This window comes from Mesorhizobium sp. ANAO-SY3R2 (genome assembly GCF_042466635.1).
GTDB lineage: Bacteria > Pseudomonadota > Alphaproteobacteria > Rhizobiales > Rhizobiaceae > Aminobacter.
Genome location: NZ_CP159955.1, coordinates 3,759,997 through 3,777,541 on the forward strand (window position 1 = coordinate 3,759,997; position 17,545 = coordinate 3,777,541).

Annotated in this window: 16 protein-coding genes; 8 read left to right on the plus strand and 8 right to left on the minus strand. The window is 65.3% G+C overall.

Features of this window, described 5'->3' with window-relative positions; translation table 11 throughout:
* Window positions 1-134: 134 nt before the first annotated feature.
* The 3 genes from trpS to ABSY17_RS22950 all read left to right on the plus strand — a co-directional run bounded on the left by trpS (window position 135) and on the right by ABSY17_RS22950 (window position 2,548).
* The gene (gene trpS / locus ABSY17_RS22940) at window positions 135-1,202 is read left to right on the plus strand and encodes a tryptophan--tRNA ligase (protein WP_378945979.1); all 1,068 of its coding nucleotides are present in this window, start codon (window positions 135-137) and stop codon (window positions 1,200-1,202) included.
* Between the two features lie 157 nt (window positions 1,203-1,359).
* Window positions 1,360-1,851, plus strand: coding sequence for a universal stress protein (locus tag ABSY17_RS22945; protein WP_378945981.1), 492 nt, complete (start codon window positions 1,360-1,362; stop codon window positions 1,849-1,851).
* 121 nt (window positions 1,852-1,972) lie between these two features.
* Window positions 1,973-2,548, plus strand: a complete 576-nt coding sequence (locus ABSY17_RS22950) for a NifU family protein (RefSeq protein ID WP_378945984.1) — start codon at window positions 1,973-1,975, stop codon at window positions 2,546-2,548.
* 186 nt (window positions 2,549-2,734) lie between these two features.
* Here the strand turns inward: ABSY17_RS22950 and ABSY17_RS22955 are convergent, their stop codons facing one another.
* A complete protein-coding gene (locus ABSY17_RS22955) occupies window positions 2,735-3,355 on the minus strand; it encodes a L,D-transpeptidase (RefSeq protein ID WP_378945987.1) in 621 nt (206 codons plus the stop codon).
* Window positions 3,356-3,619: 264 nt separating this feature from the next.
* On the opposite strand from ABSY17_RS22955, the gene ABSY17_RS22960 reads away from it, so the two are divergent.
* Window positions 3,620-4,120 (plus strand): MmcB family DNA repair protein, encoded by a 501-nt coding sequence (locus tag ABSY17_RS22960; protein ID WP_378945990.1) that lies wholly within the window; start codon window positions 3,620-3,622, stop codon window positions 4,118-4,120.
* Window positions 4,121-4,252: 132 nt separating this feature from the next.
* Here ABSY17_RS22960 and ABSY17_RS22965 read toward each other — a convergent pair whose 3' ends face one another.
* The 6 genes from ABSY17_RS22965 to ABSY17_RS22990 all read right to left on the minus strand — a co-directional run bounded on the left by ABSY17_RS22965 (window position 4,253) and on the right by ABSY17_RS22990 (window position 11,289).
* Complete coding sequence (locus ABSY17_RS22965) at window positions 4,253-4,813, minus strand: ActR/PrrA/RegA family redox response regulator transcription factor (protein WP_378945993.1); 561 nt, start codon at window positions 4,811-4,813, stop codon at window positions 4,253-4,255.
* Between the two features lie 110 nt (window positions 4,814-4,923).
* On the minus strand, window positions 4,924-6,249 hold the full coding sequence (locus ABSY17_RS22970; RefSeq protein ID WP_378945996.1) for an ActS/PrrB/RegB family redox-sensitive histidine kinase: 1,326 nt from the start codon (window positions 6,247-6,249) through the stop codon (window positions 4,924-4,926).
* A 38-nt stretch (window positions 6,250-6,287) separates the two neighbouring features.
* Complete coding sequence (gene hrpB, locus ABSY17_RS22975) at window positions 6,288-8,750, minus strand: ATP-dependent helicase HrpB (RefSeq protein WP_378945999.1); 2,463 nt, start codon at window positions 8,748-8,750, stop codon at window positions 6,288-6,290.
* A 116-nt stretch (window positions 8,751-8,866) separates the two neighbouring features.
* Window positions 8,867-9,070, minus strand: coding sequence for a hypothetical protein (locus tag ABSY17_RS22980; protein WP_378946001.1), 204 nt, complete (start codon window positions 9,068-9,070; stop codon window positions 8,867-8,869).
* Window positions 9,071-9,236: 166 nt separating this feature from the next.
* On the minus strand, window positions 9,237-9,881 hold the full coding sequence (locus ABSY17_RS22985; RefSeq protein ID WP_378946004.1) for an outer membrane protein: 645 nt from the start codon (window positions 9,879-9,881) through the stop codon (window positions 9,237-9,239).
* A gap of 298 nt (window positions 9,882-10,179) precedes the next feature.
* Window positions 10,180-11,289, minus strand: coding sequence for a Gfo/Idh/MocA family protein (locus ABSY17_RS22990; RefSeq protein WP_378946006.1), 1,110 nt, complete (start codon window positions 11,287-11,289; stop codon window positions 10,180-10,182).
* A gap of 160 nt (window positions 11,290-11,449) precedes the next feature.
* Between ABSY17_RS22990 and ABSY17_RS22995 the strand changes: the two genes are divergently transcribed.
* The 4 genes from ABSY17_RS22995 to ABSY17_RS23010 all read left to right on the plus strand — a co-directional run bounded on the left by ABSY17_RS22995 (window position 11,450) and on the right by ABSY17_RS23010 (window position 17,132).
* Window positions 11,450-12,307 (plus strand): MurR/RpiR family transcriptional regulator, encoded by an 858-nt coding sequence (locus ABSY17_RS22995; protein WP_378952979.1) that lies wholly within the window; start codon window positions 11,450-11,452, stop codon window positions 12,305-12,307.
* Between the two features lie 153 nt (window positions 12,308-12,460).
* A complete protein-coding gene (gene ilvD / locus ABSY17_RS23000) occupies window positions 12,461-14,302 on the plus strand; it encodes a dihydroxy-acid dehydratase (protein ID WP_378946009.1) in 1,842 nt (613 codons plus the stop codon).
* A gap of 275 nt (window positions 14,303-14,577) precedes the next feature.
* Entirely contained in the window at window positions 14,578-15,966 is a 1,389-nt protein-coding gene (locus ABSY17_RS23005) for a pyridoxal-phosphate dependent enzyme (protein WP_378946012.1), read from the plus strand.
* Window positions 15,963-17,132 carry a cystathionine gamma-synthase gene (locus ABSY17_RS23010; RefSeq protein WP_378946015.1) on the plus strand — a complete coding sequence of 390 codons (1,170 nt, stop codon included), beginning with the start codon at window positions 15,963-15,965 and terminating at the stop codon, window positions 17,130-17,132. The genes ABSY17_RS23005 and ABSY17_RS23010 overlap by 4 nt, the downstream gene beginning before the upstream one ends.
* A 36-nt stretch (window positions 17,133-17,168) precedes the next feature.
* Here ABSY17_RS23010 and ABSY17_RS23015 read toward each other — a convergent pair whose 3' ends face one another.
* Window positions 17,169-17,417 carry a DUF982 domain-containing protein gene (locus tag ABSY17_RS23015; protein WP_378946017.1) on the minus strand — a complete coding sequence of 83 codons (249 nt, stop codon included), beginning with the start codon at window positions 17,415-17,417 and terminating at the stop codon, window positions 17,169-17,171.
* Between the last annotated feature and the right edge of the window lie 128 nt (window positions 17,418-17,545).

Consider the following 17,545-nt stretch of genomic DNA (forward strand, 5'->3'; position numbering starts at 1 on the left):
CGTTATAGGGTTCAATGAGGGGCCGGCAAAAGGTGCCTTTCATTGGCTCTTGCGACGATCCGCGGCCTCGTTCATAAGCGCCTCTCGCATTTCGCCGCGCGCGAAACGGCCCTCCACAAGCCACGGGATCAATCATGACCGCCTTCAAGCCTCTCGTCTTCTCCGGCGTCCAGCCGACCGGCAATCTCCACCTCGGCAACTATCTCGGCGCCATCCGCAAGTTCGTCGCCCTGCAGGAAACCAACGAATGCATCTATTGCGTCGTCGACCTGCATTCGCTGACAGCCCAGCTCGTCCATGACGACCTCGAGGGCCAGACGCGCTCGATCACCGCAACCTTCCTGGCGGCCGGCATCGATCCCAAGAAGCACATCGTCTTCAACCAGGCCCGCGTGCTGCAGCATGCCGAGCTGGCCTGGATCTTCAACTGCGTGGCGCGCATCGGCTGGATGAACCGCATGACGCAGTTCAAGGACAAGGCCGGCAAGGACCGCGAGAACGCTTCGCTGGGCCTGCTTGCCTATCCGAGCCTGATGGCGGCCGACATCCTGCTCTACCGCGCCACCCATGTGCCCGTCGGCGACGACCAGAAGCAGCATCTGGAACTGACGCGCGACATTGCCCAGAAGTTCAACAACGACTTTTCCGCCCGCATCGCCGATCTCGGCATCGGCGTGGAGATGCAGGTGGGCGAGGAAACGGTCAACGGCTATTTCCCGATCACCGAGCCGCTGATCGGCGGGCCGGCGGCGCGCATCATGAGCCTGCGCGACGGCTCGAAGAAGATGTCGAAGTCGGATCCATCCGACCTGTCGCGCATCAACCTGACCGACGACGCCGACACGATCTCGAAGAAGATCCGCAAGGCAAAGACCGATCCGGCGCCGCTGCCGAGCGAACTCGACGGCCTCGCGGAGCGTCCCGAGGCGGAAAACCTCGTCGGCATCTATGCCGGCCTCGCCGACATCACCAAGGAAGAGGTGCTGCGCCAGTTCGCCGGCCAGCAGTTCTCGGTGTTCAAGCCGGCCCTTGCCGATCTCGCGGTCGACAAGCTCGCGCCGATCGCCGGCGAGATGCGCCGCCTGATGGCCGATCCCGGCTACATCGACAGCGTGCTGCGCGACGGCGGCGACCGGGCCCGTACCATTGCCGAGGGCACGATGAAGGACGTGCGCAACATCATCGGCCTGCTGGGCGACTGAACTGGAGCGCGACTGCCCCTTGCACCGGCGCATGATGGCTTCGCCAAAGTCATTGCCTTTGGCGAATCTTGCGCCGGCTTCGCTACCGGCCTGCTTGCAGGCGGCAAGCGGCGGTGGCAAATTGCAGACTGAAATGCCACACGCACCAGGGTAGGAAATGGTCTCCAAACGCCTCAGCAAGGAAGCCGGGCACCGGCGCAAGTTCCTGGCGATCATCGACGAAACGCCCGAATGCGAGCGGGCCGTCGCCTATGCCTCGAAGCGCGCCAAGTCGACCAATGGCGTGCTGGTGCTGCTCTACGTCATCGAGCCCGACGACTTCCAGCACTGGCTCGGCGTCGAGAAGATCATGCGCGAGGAAGCCACCGCAACTGCCAATGCCGCGCTCGACACCCAGGCGACCAAGGTGCGCGAGACGCTCGGCATCGAGCCGGAGCTGGTGGTGCGCGAGGGCCGGCCTGCCGACCAGATCCACAAACTGATCGAAGACGACCAGGACATCGCCATCCTGGTGCTGGCCGCAGGCGCCGGCAAGGAGGGCCCCGGCCCGCTGGTCGCCTCGATCGCCGGCAAGGCAGCAGCTTTCCCGATCCCGGTGACGGTGGTGCCGCAGAACCTGTCCGACGAGGACATCGCCAGCCTGGCCTGAGAAAATTCATTCGCCAGGCGGACTGCGGGAAGCGGGCTTTCGCTTGAATGTACCCGAAATTGAGCCTACTTAGAATTATTCCAATCTATCCGCCCGCCTTGAACGGGCGCGGAGACATGCCATGTTCATCCAGACCGAAGCGACCCCCAATCCGGCGACGCTGAAATTCCTCCCCGGCAAGGAAGTCCTGCGGGAAGGCACCGCCGATTTCCGCGACGCCGACAGCGCGCGTACTGCCTCGCCGCTGGCCGGCCGGCTGTTCGACATTCCCGGCGTGACCGGCGTGTTCTTCGGCTACGACTTCATCACCGTGTCCAAGGACGGCCCGGACTGGCAGCACCTCAAGCCGGCGATTCTCGGCTCGATCATGGAACATTTCATGTCGGGTGCGCCCGTCATGGCGGCCGAAGGCAAGGGCTCGGAAGGCCATCATGACGACGCCGACGAGTTCTACGACCAGGCCGACGCCGAAATCGTCGTGACGATCAAGGAACTGCTCGACACGCGCGTTCGTCCCGCCGTTGCCCAGGACGGCGGCGACATCACCTTCCGCGGCTACGAGAACGGCACGGTGTTCCTGCACATGAAGGGCGCCTGCGCCGGCTGCCCGTCGTCGACGGCGACGCTGAAGCACGGCATCCAGAACCTTTTGCGCCATTTCGTGCCCGAAGTGCAGCAGGTCGAACAGGTTTCCTGAGGCTCTTCGCGGGCTCTACACCGACGACCACCTGACGCGGCTTTCCGCTTCATAGTCGGACTAAAAAAACAAAAAACCGGGCCAAAGCGCCCGGTTTTTTGTTTGCGACGTCCGTGTTGCCTGGACGGTTCGCGCAGATTCAATGGTTAGAGCGTCCTTTGTGCGTCCATTCGGACGCACGGCGCTCTATTGGACGATGACCTTGGCGCCGACTTCGACGCGGTTGTACAGATCGACGATGTCCTGGTTCATCAGCCGGATGCAGCCGGACGACATGGCCTTGCCGATGGAGTTCCATTCCGGCGTGCCGTGCAGGCGATAGCCCGAGTCGCCGCCCTTGTTGAACAGATAGAGGGCGCGGGCGCCGAGCGGGTTGGTCAGACCCGGTTCCATGCCCTTGGCATATTTGGCGAGCTCGGGCTGCCGCTTGATCATTTCGCCCGGAGGCGTCCAGGTCGGCCACTCGCGCTTGAGCGCGACGCGCGCCGTGCCCTGCCACTCGAAGCCCTCGCGGCCGACGCCGATGCCGTAGCGCATCGCCTTGCCCTCGGGCTCGACGAGATAGAGGAACTTTTCCTTGGTATCGACGACGATCGTGCCCGGCTTCTCGCTGGTCTCGTAGCGGACCAGCTGCCGGTGGTACTTGCGCGGGACCTTGCTGATCGGAATGGTCGGAAGCTGGTAACCGGCATCGGCGCGGGTGCCGTAGTCGTTGGAGAACATGCGCGACACGCCGTCCGTCGAGCAGCCCGCCAGTGCGGTGGTGAGCGCCAGCGCGGCGACGATGGCATAGGACTTCAAGCGCATGAGATGTTCCCGAGCAAGAGCGACGTCCGGGCCGATTCGGCCTCATTTTCGCCACCATGTTTACGGGTCGGCCATTTTGCTTGCCAAGGGGCGGGGCGACGCAAAGCCGGCCTCGGGCCACATAGGCTGGTGGGTATGGCATTTTGGCAACACGCATCGCGGGAAAGGCGACAAAGCTCAACGCGGAGAGGTGGCGCGAGGGCCGCCTGGAATAATGCCAGATTGCGGGTTCAAAACGTGAACAAATGATGCAATGATTGGTCCATGCCGATCATTTCACCTGTTCAATCCAATCCGCTCGTCGACGGTCGCCAGTCCGATCGCGCCATGATGGTGCGGCGCGGGGTGCAGCGCCTGCTGATGCAGATGGGCGCCCATGTTCTGCCCGAACTGTCGCTGGCGACGGGGCGCCGGGCCGACCTCGTGGCGCTGACGCGGCAGGGCGACATCTGGATCATCGAGATCAAGTCGTCGATCGAGGATTTTCGCGTCGACCGCAAATGGCCTGACTACCGGCTGCATTCGGACCGCTTTTTCTTTGCAACGCACCCGGAGGTTCCCGCCGAAATCTTCCCAGAGGAATGCGGCTTCATCCTTTCGGACGGCTATGGCGCGGAGATCATGCGCGAGGCGCCGGAGCACCGGATGGCAGCGGCGACGCGCAAGGCACTGATGCTGCGCATCGCGCGTGCGGGTGCGGCCCGCCTGCTGGCGGCTGAACTGGCCGGCGTTTCGGTGCCGGCGCTGGAGGGGGAGAGTGAGTAAGGGAATAGGGAATAGGGAATAGGGAATAGGGAATAGGGAATAGGGAATAGGGAATAGGGAATAGTAGAAAGAGAAACGGCGCCTGAAGATCAAGCGCCGCCCACTATTCGCTACTCACTACTCGCTATTCGCTTATCTCGGCGCCCGCTTGGCGAGGATGCGCTGCAGCGTGCGGCGGTGCATGTTGAGGCGACGCGCGGTCTCCGACACGTTGCGCTCGCACATCTCGTAGACGCGCTGGATATGCTCCCAGCGGACGCGATCGGCCGACATCGGGTTTTCCGGGGGTGCTGCGCGCTCGCCGGTCGAGTTGGTGAGGGCGGCATAGACGTCGTCGGCGTCGGCGGGCTTGGACAGATAGTCGATGGCGCCGAGCTTCACTGCGGTAACGGCGGTGGCGATGTTGCCGTAGCCGGTGAGGATGACGGTGCGGGTATCTTCGCGGTGCTCGCGGATGGCCAAGACGACATCGAGGCCATTGCCGTCGCCAAGGCGCATGTCGACCACGGCGTAGGCGGGCGGATTGGCACGCACCTTGGCGACGGCCTCCTCGACGCTCTCGGCGGTATCGACGACGAAACCGCGGGTTTCCATGGCCCGCGCAAGGCGCGTCAGGAACGGCTTGTCATCATCGACGAGCAGCAGTGAGTGGTCTTCGCCAGGCAGCCCGCCTGCCATGTCCTGGGTGGTCATCGTTCGATCCTTTTTATCGTTGAGCCCAGCGTTCTTGTGGTTTTCCAAGCAGATATAGGTGCTCGGCGGCGATGTCCAATGGCGCAAGCGTGGGCACGCCGTTCAATTGTTCATGCCGTGTCGAACATCGTCGTGCCGCTGGGCACCGGATTGAGGAAGATGGCGCGCGGCCAAGTGATCTCGACGACGGCGCCCTCGCCCGGTCCGCTGGCATTGCTGAAGCTGATCTCGGCGCCGGAGCGCTCGAGCAGCGTCTTGGCGATGAACAGGCCAAGGCCCAGACCACCACCCGGCTCGGCGCCCTGCCGTGTAGACATATAGGGCTCGCCGATGCGGTCGAGGATATCGGCTGGGAAGCCGGGACCATCGTCGAGCACGCTGAAGGCGACGGTTTCGTCGTCCCAGCTCCAGCGGACGGAGACGCTGCTGCGGGCGAAGTCGACGGCGTTCTCGACGAGGTTGCCGAGACCGTAGATGACGCCCGGATTGCGGTGGCCGACCGGCTCGGGGCCGATGCGCACGCCCGGATCCAGCTTGATGGAAATGCCGAAATCGCGATGGGGCGCGACGACCTCCTCGATCAGCGAGGTCAGCGGCAGGCGGGCGAGATGCTCCTCGCCTTCCGACGATAGGCTGGTGAGACGCTTGAGGATCTCGCGGCAGCGTTCGCTCTGGCTGCGCAGCAAGGTGACATCCTCGCCGAATCTGGGATCGCTGCCCAGCGCCCGCTCCATCTCCTTGGCGACCAGGGTGATGGTGGCGAGTGGCGTGCCGAGCTCATGGGCGGCCGCGGCGGCAAGGCCGTCGAGCGCCGACAAATGCTGCTCGCGCTGCAGCACCAGCTCGGTGGCTGCGAGCGCGTTGGCGAGCAGCCGCGCCTCGTCGGCGACACGGAAGGCATACATGGCGGTGAACGCGATTGAGCAGCATACCGCGATCCAGATGCCCGATGTGTAGATGAACGGCATCGCCAGCGCCATGCCCTTGTACCAGGGAAGCGGCAGGTGGAAGAAGGCAAGCAGGCTGACCATGACGATGACCAGGCCGGCGAGCAGCGCGGTGAGCCGCAAGGGCAGCGAGGTGGCCGAGATGACAACGGGAACTGTCATCAGCAGCGAGAACGGATTGGTGAGCCCGCCGGTCATGAACAACAGTCCGGCAAGCTGCAGGCTGTCGAAGGTGAGGATGCCGAAGGCGGCGAAGGGATTGAGCCGGTGGGTGGCCGGATAGCGGAAGGCAAGGAACAGGTTGAGCCAGGCCGAACTGGCGATCAGCGCGAAACACACGCCGACCGGCATCGGGAACTCCAGCCAGTAGGCGACCACGACCACCGAGATGCTCTGGCCGACGATGGCCAGCCAGCGCAGGCGGATCAGCGTGTTGAGACGAAGCCGGTGGCTGTGCTGGAGGTCGGGCATGCGCATCGAGGAGGTCATTTTCGCTATATGCGCCGCAAGCGGCGCTGCGCCAAGCGTTAAGTGCCGCGCGGCTTGGCGCGGGCGGTGGCCTGGGCTTCCAGCGGATTGTCGGGCCAGACATGCCGGGGGTAGCGGCCGCGCATGTCGGAGCGCACGTCGGCCCAAGAACCGCGCCAGAAACCGGGCAGGTCGCGCGTGGTCTGGATCGGCCGGTGCGCCGGCGACAGCAATTCGAGGGTGAGCGGCACGGTGCCACCGGCAATGGACGGATGCTTGTCCATGCCGAACAGCTCCTGCACGCGGACCGCCAGCACCGGCCATTCGCCGTCGTAGCGGATCGGTACATGGCTGCCGGAGGGTGCCGTGAAATGTGTCGGCGCAAGCGAGCCGATCTTGCGTTGCAGGTCGTGCGGCACCAGCGACATCAGGCCATCGTGGAGCACACCATTGTCGATGCGGGCGAAGGACGCCTCGCCGCGCAGGAACGGCAACAGCCAGTCCTCTAGGTGGGCGAGCAAGGCCTCGTCGGACATGTCGGGCCAGGGCTCGCCCAGGCCGCGATGCAGCCAAGTGAGCCGCTGGCGCAGCGTCTCCGCCTCCTTGCCCCAGTCGAGCAGGCCGAGTCCATGGGCGCGCAGTGCTTCGATGATGGCGCGGTCGGCCTCGTCGCCCTTCGGCGCCGGCAGCATGCGCTCGGACAGGGTGATGGCACCAAGCCGGACGGTTTCGCGCACGCGCACCGAGCGCTTTTCCCTGTCGAAGCTCGCTTCGGTCCGGCGCTCGAGGTGGCTTGCGAGAGCAGTGCGGATATCGGCCTCCGAGACTGCGGCGGCGGACGCGATGCGGGCGCTCTGCGCCTTGCCCTGCAGGTCGGCCACAACGAGAAACGGTTCGCCGGCGAGCGGATCGGCGGCGTCGAGTGCTGCCCCGCTGCCATTGGCCAGCACGAAACGGCCACGCTCGCCGCGCGCCTTGGCGACACGGTCGGGCCAGGCGAGAAGCAGCAGCGCGCCGGGGGTGGCCGGGTCGGCCTCGGCTTGCCTGCCGTTGCTGGCTTGCCGCGCCAGCCTCTCGGCCAGTTGCCGCGCCGCAGTGGCACGCGGCGAGCGCTCCGAGCGGAAGCGCTGCAGCCGGCGTTCGAGGTCGGCGCTGTCGCCGCCGAGACCGCGCTCGGTCATCAGCACGGCGAGCTGCGCTGCCTCAAGTGCCGCCCCCTGCCGCGCGGCTTCCGCGACCATGTGGGCGAGACGGACCGGCAGCGCGAGCTTGCGCATCGCCTGACCGGAGGGGGTCAGGCGGCCGTCGGCATCGATGGCGTCGAGTTCAACGAGAAGTGCTTTCGCCTCGGCCAGAGCCGGTGCGGGCGGCGGGTCGAGGAAGGCAAGCGTGGTCGGGTCGGCAACGCCGAAGGCGGCGCAGTCGAGCACGAAGCCGGACAGGTCGGCCTCTGTTATCTCGGGCGGCGAGAATGCGGGAAGGGCTGCCGTCTGCTCGGCGCGCCACAGGCGGACGGCTACGCCGGGGCTGGTGCGGCCGGCACGGCCGGCGCGCTGGTCGGCGGCGGCGCGCGAGGCGCGCACCGTCTCCAGCCGGGTCAACCCGCTCGCCGGCTCGTACCTGGGCTGCCGCGACAGGCCGGAATCGATGACGACGCGGACGCCGTCGATGGTGATCGAGGTCTCGGCGATGGAGGTGGCCAGCACGACCTTGCGGCGGCCTGATGGCGCCGGCTTGATCGCGGCGTCCTGCGCCTTGCCGTCGAGCATGCCGTAAAGCGGCACGATGTCGGTATCTGCACCAACGCGCCCGTCGAGGCGCTCGGCGGTGCGCTCGATCTCGCGCTGGCCGGGCAGGAAGGCCAGCACGCTGCCGGTTTCGTCGGCAAGGGCTGCGCGGATCGCCCTGGCCATGGCATCCTCGATGGCAATGCCGGCCGGGCGTTCGTCATAGCGGATGTCGACGGGGAAGCTGCGGCCTTGGCTTTCGATGACTTCAGCCCCGTCGAGCAGTTTTGCGACGCGCGCGCCGTCGAGCGTCGCCGACATCACCACGAGCCGCAGATCCGGGCGCAACGCGCCCTGCACGTCGAGCGCCAGCGCCAGCCCAAAGTCGCCGTCGAGCGAGCGTTCATGGAACTCGTCGAACAGCACGGCAGCGACGCCGGGCAGTTCGGGGTCGTCGAGGATCATGCGGGCCAGCACGCCCTCGGTGACGACGAGGATTTTTGTCCGCGCGCTGACCTTGTTTTCCATGCGCATGGCATAGCCGACGACACCGCCCGGCTCCTCGCCGAGCAGGGACGCCATGCGGCGGGCAGCGGCGCGGGCGGCAAGCCTACGCGGCTCGAGCAGGATGATCCTGCCGTCGCCGCGCCATGGTGCGTCGAGCAGGGCCAGCGGCACCAGCGTCGTCTTGCCGGCACCGGGCGGGGCGACCAGCACGGCGCTGTTGCCCGACATGAGGGTCTCGGCGAGTCGCGGCAGGACCGCCGTCACCGGCAGGTCGGGAAGCTTGGTCATCAGGTCGTTCCGGGCCTTTTCCGCCGCGGGGGCGGCCCGGCCGCAATATCAGGCGCGGCCGGGCCGAGGCAATATCGATGCTGGGCTGCACGCTATCACGGCGGCAGCCCGGCCGGTCAGGCCGCGCTCTGGTCGCGACCTGACCTAGCCTTGGTCCTTTTCTCGTCGATGTCGTTGAGCAGGGCGCAGGCGATCGATGCCTCGGGCTTGGTCAGGCCCATGAGCGGGGCAAAACCGAGCATGGCCGGTTCCTCGGTCTTGCTATCCCAGACAGTCCACAGATCGGACGGGTCCAGGACCAGTTCGTAACGCTTTTCCATCATACGCCTCCTCGCGAATCATGAGTGGTGGGGCATGAATCAGCGTGAAGAGGGGCAGTGAAGGAAAGATAAGTATTAACAATAAGATAAGATTAAAATTGGAACGATTTGCCGGCGAAATGGCGCGAGCCATGACCGCCGGCACAGAGCTTCCGGGTCAGGCGTTCTAGAACCTGACGTTCAGCCCGATGGTGCCGGTCGTGAAATCGGCATCGACGGTGTGAGCCAGCACGTTGGCCACATGCGGGAAGGTCTGCGGCTCAAGTACAAAGTGGCGGACTTCGAAGCTGATCGAGGCCTTTTCCGCGAACGCATATTCCGCGCCGCCGCCGATGGCATAACCGGAGTGCGTGCGGCGGGGGTAGGAGACGTCAAGGGACGAGCCCGAGTCGTAGTCATGCTGGATACCGACCAGCGCCCCGCCGGCAGTGCCGTAGACCAGCGCACGACCGAACGCCAATCCGAGCTGGGCGTTGGCGGTTGCCAGCCAATCCACATTGAACAGGCCGCGATTGAAGCCGCTCGTCATACCCTTGACGTTGCCCAAGGCTCCGTCGACCGACACGCCCACGACCGCCGCGCCGTACTGGTAGCGATAGCCGGCTTTCAGGCCAGCAAGGCCGCCGTCGATTGCGCCCACATCGGGAACGCCAACGGGGACGTTGGTATATGTCGCATCGCCATTGGCGCCACCAGCAAAGGCGCCGACATAAGCGCCAGACCAGTCGACAGCGGCCTGCCTTGCGTCCTGCGCAAAAGCCGACCCGGCAGCCAAGACCATGACAGCCGAGGCAACGGCAAGATGTTCCATGTTTTCCCCTCAGACGAAAGCAAGTCGAATCTGTTTAGTTGGACTGGATACAGCTGCGATCTCAGGTGTCAACAAGTAGTACAGTTCAGCTTGCACCTGCCGCAATTGAATGAAGCTTCCTGTCACATTCGGTCGCCAAGTGCGAGCATCTCGGCCCTTGCTTCGCCGGAATGAAGCTTAACGTGATGCTTCCTTGGCGGTTTTGCGACAGGAGGGGTCCATGGAAAAATTTGCGCATCCGGCGTTCACCGACGCAGCGACAGAGCCGCGCCAGCGCGATCGGCTCCGCACGCGACCCCTACCTCACCCTCACCCACTTCTGTTCCGCAAACGATCTTGCCATCGCATGCACGGTGCGCTCGATCTCGAGGCCCTCATCGAAGTCGATGACGCGGGCGGGCGCGCCGGCGATGCGGGCGAGCAGTTCCCGGCACTCGATGGTCTTGAGGTCGTTGAAGCCCAGCCCGTGGCCGGGTGCGGGGATGAATTTTTCGTAAGGGCTGTGATGGGGCGCGGCCAAAATGGTGCGAAAGCCCTGTTCGGTCGGCCGGTCGGAGGTGACGTAAAGCTGGATTTCGTTGAAGCGTTCCTGGTCGAAGACGATGGAGCCCTTGGAGCCGAAGATCTGGACCTGGATGCGGCCCTTGCGGCCCCAGGCCGAGCGGTTGACCAGAAGCGTGCCGGAGACGCCGTTTTCGAGGCGGATGAGGCTCGAGGCGATGTCCCAGGTCTCGACCGCGCGGCGGCCGCCGCCCGTTACCTGCCGGTCGGCATAGGGCTTTGCCATGTCGCACATGACACTCTCGACGCGGCCGAACAGGGCGGAAATCATCGACAGCGGGTGGACCGCGAAATCGTCGAGCGCGCCGTAGCCCGACGTCGTCTCGTGCTTCCAGAAGAAGGGGGCGTCGGGATCGGCCATGAAGTCCTCGTCCATCTCGACACGGAGATGGTTGACCTCGCCGATGATCTTTTCGTCGAGCAACTGGCGGATATGGCGGATCGCCGGGCTCTGGATGTAGTTGTAGCCGAGCACCGCGACCTTGCCCGACCGGCTCGCCGCAGCCGCCATGGCTTCCGCCTCGGCGAGCGTCGGCGCCATCGGCTTTTCGCACCACAGGTGTTTTCCCGCCTCGAGGATGGCAATCGCCATCTCCGGATGGAACTGGTTGGGCGTGGTCAGCGAGACGATCTCGACCTCGGGGTCGGCGACAACAGCACGCCAGTCGCCCGACGCCTTCTCGAAGCCGAGTTCCGATGCGCGCTGCGCGGCCAAATCGGCATTGGCTTCGCCAAGATGGACGAGACGCGGCCGCGGCACATCGCCGAACACCGTGGCGACGGAGTTCCAGGCGAGCGCATGGCACTTGCCCATGAAACCGGTTCCGATAAGTCCCACACCTGTCACTTCACGCTCTCCCGGTTTATATAAGCCGCACCATCGCAGACGGACTGAATAGTCGAATTTTCACGAGAATGGAACATTCAGTTCATTTTATTTGGACAGGCGGGCGCGGCAGCGATATGTTGCATCAGGCGGAGACGGAATGAACCAGATGGCAGAGACGATGTCGGAGGACTTGCCGCGCGACTTCGAGGCCTTGCGGGCGTTGATCCTCGATCGCCGCCAAAGCCTGCCCAAGCGCATCGCGCAGGTCGCCGCCTATGCGCTCGACAATCCCGACGAGATCGCCTTCGGCACCGCCGCCAGCATAGCGACGTCGGCCGGAGTGCAGCCTTCGACGCTGATCCGCTTTGCCCAGCATCTCGGCTATGACGGCTTCACCAGCCTGCAACAGGTGTTCCGCGAACGGCTCAGGGAGCGCACGACCTCCTATGAGGAGCGGCTGACGGTGGTGCGCGGCGATGGCGAGGAAGGCACCAGCAACCGGCGCATTGTCGACGGCTTCCTGGCCGCCGCCAGCAAGTCGCTGGACGTGATGTCGCGCAATCTCGACGACGGGACACTCGACAGGGCGGTCGAACTGCTCAATGGCGCCGAGACGATCTATATCCTTGCCCGCCGCCGCTCCTATCCGGTCGCCAGCTACATCGCCTATGCGCTGGGCAAGCTCGGCGTGCGCAGCCAGTTGATCGAATCCGCCTCGGGGCTGAGTCCGGAGATCATCTCCTTTGCCACGCCGAAGGACGCCGTCATCGCCATCAGCTTTTCGCCCTATGCCTCGGCGACGGTCGAGGAGGCGCGGGTACTTTCGGCAAACAACGTCCCGGTCGTCGCCATCACCGACAGCGCGTTTTCGCCCCTGGCGCAGTTCGCCAAGGTCTGGTTCGAGGTGGCGGAAGCGGATTTCGGCGGTTTCCGTTCGCTCTCAGCCACCATGGCTCTGGCTATGGGGCTGACGGTCGGCGTCGCCGAACTCAGGCGCGGGCGCAAGACCAGGAAAGCCGCAAGCTCCAAGGGCTAGGAAGGTGCTTGCGCTGCGTTCAGCGCATGGCAGGCTTCCCTAAACGGCATGCCAGCCGGCCACTGGGGCGAAAAATGGTTGACGCAAGGGCGATAGTGGCTCAATCCCTGACCGAGCCATCTGCCTAGCCATCTATCGTATGAGAGAGCCGCCATGCCTGCTTATCGTTCGCGCACCACCACCCACGGCCGCAACATGGCGGGCGCGCGTGGCCTTTGGCGCGCCACCGGCATGAAGGACACCGACTTCGGCAAGCCGATCATCGCCGTGGTCAACTCCTTCACCCAGTTCGTGCCCGGACACGTCCATCTCAAGGATCTCGGCCAGCTGGTCGCCCGCGAGATCGAGGCGGCCGGCGGCGTGGCCAAGGAGTTCAACACCATCGCCGTCGACGACGGCATCGCCATGGGCCATGACGGCATGCTCTATTCGCTGCCGAGCCGCGAGATCATCGCCGACAGCGTCGAGTACATGGTCAACGCGCACTGCGCCGACGCCATGGTCTGCATCTCCAACTGCGACAAGATCACGCCCGGCATGCTGATGGCCGCGATGCGCCTCAACATCCCCGCGGTGTTCGTCTCGGGCGGCCCGATGGAAGCCGGCAAGGTGGTGCTCGGCGGCAAGAACGTCGCCCTCGACCTGGTCGACGCCATGGTGGCGGCGGCCGACGACAAGGTTTCGGACGAGGACGTCAAGATCATCGAGCGCTCGGCCTGCCCGACCTGCGGCTCGTGCTCGGGCATGTTCACCGCCAACTCGATGAACTGCCTGACCGAGGCGCTCGGCCTGTCGCTGCCCGGCAACGGCTCGACGCTGGCGACCCACGCCGACCGCAAGCGGCTGTTCGTGGAGGCCGGCCATCTCATCGTCGACCTCGCCCAGCGTTACTACGAGCAGGACGACGAAAGCGTTCTGCCGCGCAACATCGCCAGCAAGGGGGCGTTCGAGAACGCTATGGCGCTCGATATCGCCATGGGCGGGTCGACCAACACCGTGCTGCACATCCTGGCCTCCGCCCATGAAGGCGAGATCGACTTCGACCAGGACGACATCGACGCGCTGTCGCGCAAGGTGCCGGTGCTGTGCAAGGTGGCGCCCGCCAAGGCCGACGTGCACATGGAAGACGTGCACCGCGCCGGCGGCATCTTTGCAATCCTCGGCCAGCTCGACAAGGCCGGCCTGCTCAACCGCGACCTGCCCACCGTGCACACCGCAACGCTCGGCGAAGCGCTCGACCATTGGGACATCTCGCGCACCAAGAGCCAGACCGTGCGCGACTTCTTCCTCGCAGCCCCCGGCGGCGTGCCGACGCAGGTTGCCTTCAGCCAGGACCGGCGCTGGGACGAACTCGACCTCGACCGCGAAAAGGGCGTCATCCGCTCGGCCGAGCACCCCTTCTCCAAGGACGGCGGCCTTGCCGTGCTCAAGGGCAACATCGCACTCGACGGCTGCGTGGTGAAGACCGCCGGCGTCGACGAGTCGATCCTGAAGTTCTCCGGTCCGGCCAAGGTGTTCGAGAGCCAGGACGCCTCGGTGAAGGCGATCCTCGCCAACGAGGTGAAGGCCGGCGACGTGGTGGTGATCCGCTATGAGGGCCCCAAGGGCGGCCCCGGCATGCAGGAAATGCTCTATCCGACCAGCTACCTGAAGTCGAAGGGTCTGGGCAAGGCCTGCGCGCTGCTGACCGACGGCCGCTTCTCGGGCGGCACCTCGGGCCTGTCGATCGGCCACGTTTCGCCGGAAGCGGCGAATGGCGGCACGATCGGGCTGGTGCGCGATGGCGACATCATCGACATCGACATCCCCAACCGCACGATCAGCCTGCGCGTCGACGAGGCCGAACTGGCCACGCGCCGTGCAGAACAGGACGCCAAGGGCTGGAAGCCAGCCGAACTGCGCAAGCGCAAGGTGACCAAGGCGCTGAAGGCCTATGCGGCGTTTGCCACCTCGGCTGACCGCGGCGCTGTGCGCGACCTCGGCGACTTCGAATAACGCGACATCGCGCGGCGACGCCCGCGCCCGCCATTGCAAAGAATTGCCGCCCGCCGGATCCGCCGATCCGGCGGGCGGAACCATTTTATGCGTCCGGGAATTTCCTTCCTGTGTCATCGCCCCAATTGGAACGCCCGTGCTTGGTTCGGGCGGCTCGCCGCCGGTAAATGCCGCGACGATGGCCAGCCGCCCCCGGCTGGCCGCTGGAATGAGCAGGCAGGTGCCTGTTCCTCCGTCATGGGATATGCTCGCTGACAGCGAAGGGAGACGCCGCCATGGCCCGCCTCAACCCGCCCTTCAAATCGATGCTCGACCTGATCGGCGAAACGCCCGTCGTCGAGCTGACCAAGTTCGACACCGGGCCGTGCCGACTGTTCATCAAGCTGGAGAGCCAGAATCCCGGTGGCTCGATCAAGGACCGCATCGCGTTGTCGATGATCGCGGCGGCCGAGCGCGACGGCAAGCTCAAGCTGGGCGGCACCATCGTCGAGGCGACTGCCGGCAACACCGGGCTCGGCCTGGCCCAGGTCGGTATCCCCAAGGGCTACCACATCATTCTGGTGGTGCCCGACAAGATGTCGCGCGAGAAGATCCAGCATCTTCGCGCGCTGGGCGCGGAGGTGAGGCTGACGCGCTCCGACGTCGGCAAGGGCCACCCCGAATACTATCAGGACATGGCCGAGCGGATCGCCAACGAAGTCCCCGGTTCGTTCTACGCCAACCAGTTCGCCAATCCGGCCAACCCCGCCGCACACGAGATGACGACCGGGCCGGAGATCTGGGAGCAGCTTGGTGGCGACGTCGATGCCGTGGTGGTGGGCGTCGGCTCGGGCGGGACGCTGACCGGACTGGGGCGCTTCTTCGCCAGGGTCTCGCCGAAGACCGAGATGGTGCTGGCCGATCCGGTCGGCTCGGTGCTGGCGCCGCTGGTCAAGACCGGCAAGATGGAAGAGGCCGGAAGCTGGACCGTTGAAGGCATCGGCGAGGACTTCGTGCCGCCGAATTGCGACCTGTCGCTGGTCAAGAAGGCCTATTCGGTCAACGACAAGGCGAGCATGCTGGCGGTGCGCGATCTCCTCGCCAAGGAAGGCATCCTTGCCGGATCCTCGTCAGGCACGCTGCTTTCGGCCGCACTGCGCTACTGCCGCGAGCAGAAGGTGCCGAAGCGGGTCGTGACCTTCGTCTGCGACAGCGGCAACAAGTACCTGTCAAAAGTGTTCGACGACTACTGGCTGGCCGAACAGGGGCTGGCCGAGAAGGAGCAGCACGGCGACCTGAGCGACCTTGTGGCGCGCTCGCACCGCGAAGGCGCGACCGTGTTCGTCGGGCCCGGCGACAGCCTGCTCACCGCCTATGGCCGGATGCGGCGCGGGGACCTGTCGCAGCTGCCGGTGCTCGACCAGGGCAGGCTGGTCGGCATCGTCGACGAAAGCGACATCCTGGCCGTTGTCGAAGGGCCCTATGACGGGCGCTGGGAGCGCTTCAACGCACCGGTGGCCACAGCCATGGCCAGGGACCTGCACACGCTGCAGGCCAGCCAGACGCTCGACGCGCTCCTGCCGGTCTTCGAGCGCAACGAGGTGGCGATCATCTTCGACGGCGACGAGTTCATCGGGCTGATCACCCGTGTCGACCTCATCAACCACCTGAGAAGGGCAAGATGACCAATACCTCCCCGAACCGGCTGGCATTTTCGACGCGCACCATCCATGGCGGCCAGAGCCTCGACCCGACGACCGGGGCCGTGATGGTGCCGATCTACGCCACCTCGACCTACGGCCAGCAGAGCCCAGGCGTCCACAAGGGCTTTGAATATGCCCGCAGCCAGAACCCGACGCGCTTTGCCTTCGAGCGAGCCATCGCCGACCTCGAAAGCGGCTCCGCCGGCTTCGCCTTCGCCTCGGGGCTGGCGGCGATCGCAACCGTGTTCGAACTGCTCGACGCCGGCGCCCATATCGTCGCCACCGACGACATCTATGGCGGCACGTTTCGGCTGCTCGAGCGGGTACGCAAGCGCTCGGCTGGGCTCCACGTGACATTCGTCGACTTCACCGATCTCGCGGCCGTCGAAGCGGCGATCCGGCCCGAGACCAGGATGCTGTGGGTCGAGTCACCGACCAACCCGCTGCTGCGGGTCGTCGATCTCGCAGCCGTGGCAGCCCTTGCCCAGCGCAAGGGCATCCTTTCTGTCGCCGACAACACCTTCTGCAGCCCGTATATCCAGCGGCCGCTGGAACTTGGCATCGACCTCGTCGTGCATTCGACGACCAAGTACCTCAACGGCCACTCGGACATGGTGGGGGGTTGCGTGGTGGTCGGCGACGACAAGGATCTCGCCGACCGACTGAAGTTCCTGCAGAACGCCATCGGCGCGATATCAGGGCCGTTCGACAGCTTTTTGGCCCTGCGCGGGCTGAAAACGCTGGCCCTCAGGATGGAGCGGCATTCGCAGAACGGCTTGAAGATCGCGCGCTGGCTGGAGGCGCGCAAGGATGTGCTGCGGGTGATCTATCCCGGGTTGGAAAGCCATCCGCAGCATGCCATTGCCAAGGCGCAGATGCATGCCTTCGGCGGCATGATTTCAGTCGAACTCGACCGCGACCTCGCCGGCACCAAACGCTTCCTCGAGCGGACGCAGCTGTTCACGCTGGCCGAGAGCCTTGGCGGCGTCGAAAGCCTGATCGAGCATCCGGCACTGATGACGCATGGCTCGATCCCGCCGGCCAAGCGGACGTCGATCGGCATCTCGGACGCGCTGGTGCGGCTGTCGGCCGGCATCGAGGACGGCGACGACCTGATCGCCGATCTCGAACAGGCGCTGGCGGGGTAGTGACGCGACATCAGCCAGGGTAAGGATCGGGAAAAATCAGCTGGCCAGGATGCCGATCTCGTCGGCGGCGGCGATCAATGCCTTGCGCGCCGCATCGGCCGAACGGGTGCCGGCAAGGGCTGCGGAAACGACGCTGACGGCCTCGCGATATAGCGGCCCGCTGCGCTTGGCATGCGGCCAGTCGACCAGCGCCTCATATGCGCCCTTGACCGAAGTGACCTCGCGCTTGGTGCTTCCGGCACCAAGGCGGATCATGACTGCAGTATCAAAAGGCATGCGTTCCATGGTGTCCTCCCAACTGTGACCACCATAGACAACGCATGGGAATCGGACAGGTTCCCTGACCGACAACGCATGGCACGCCCAAGGCGGAGCTCCTAACTGCTTGATGTCACGCGTCTATGCAGGCCCGT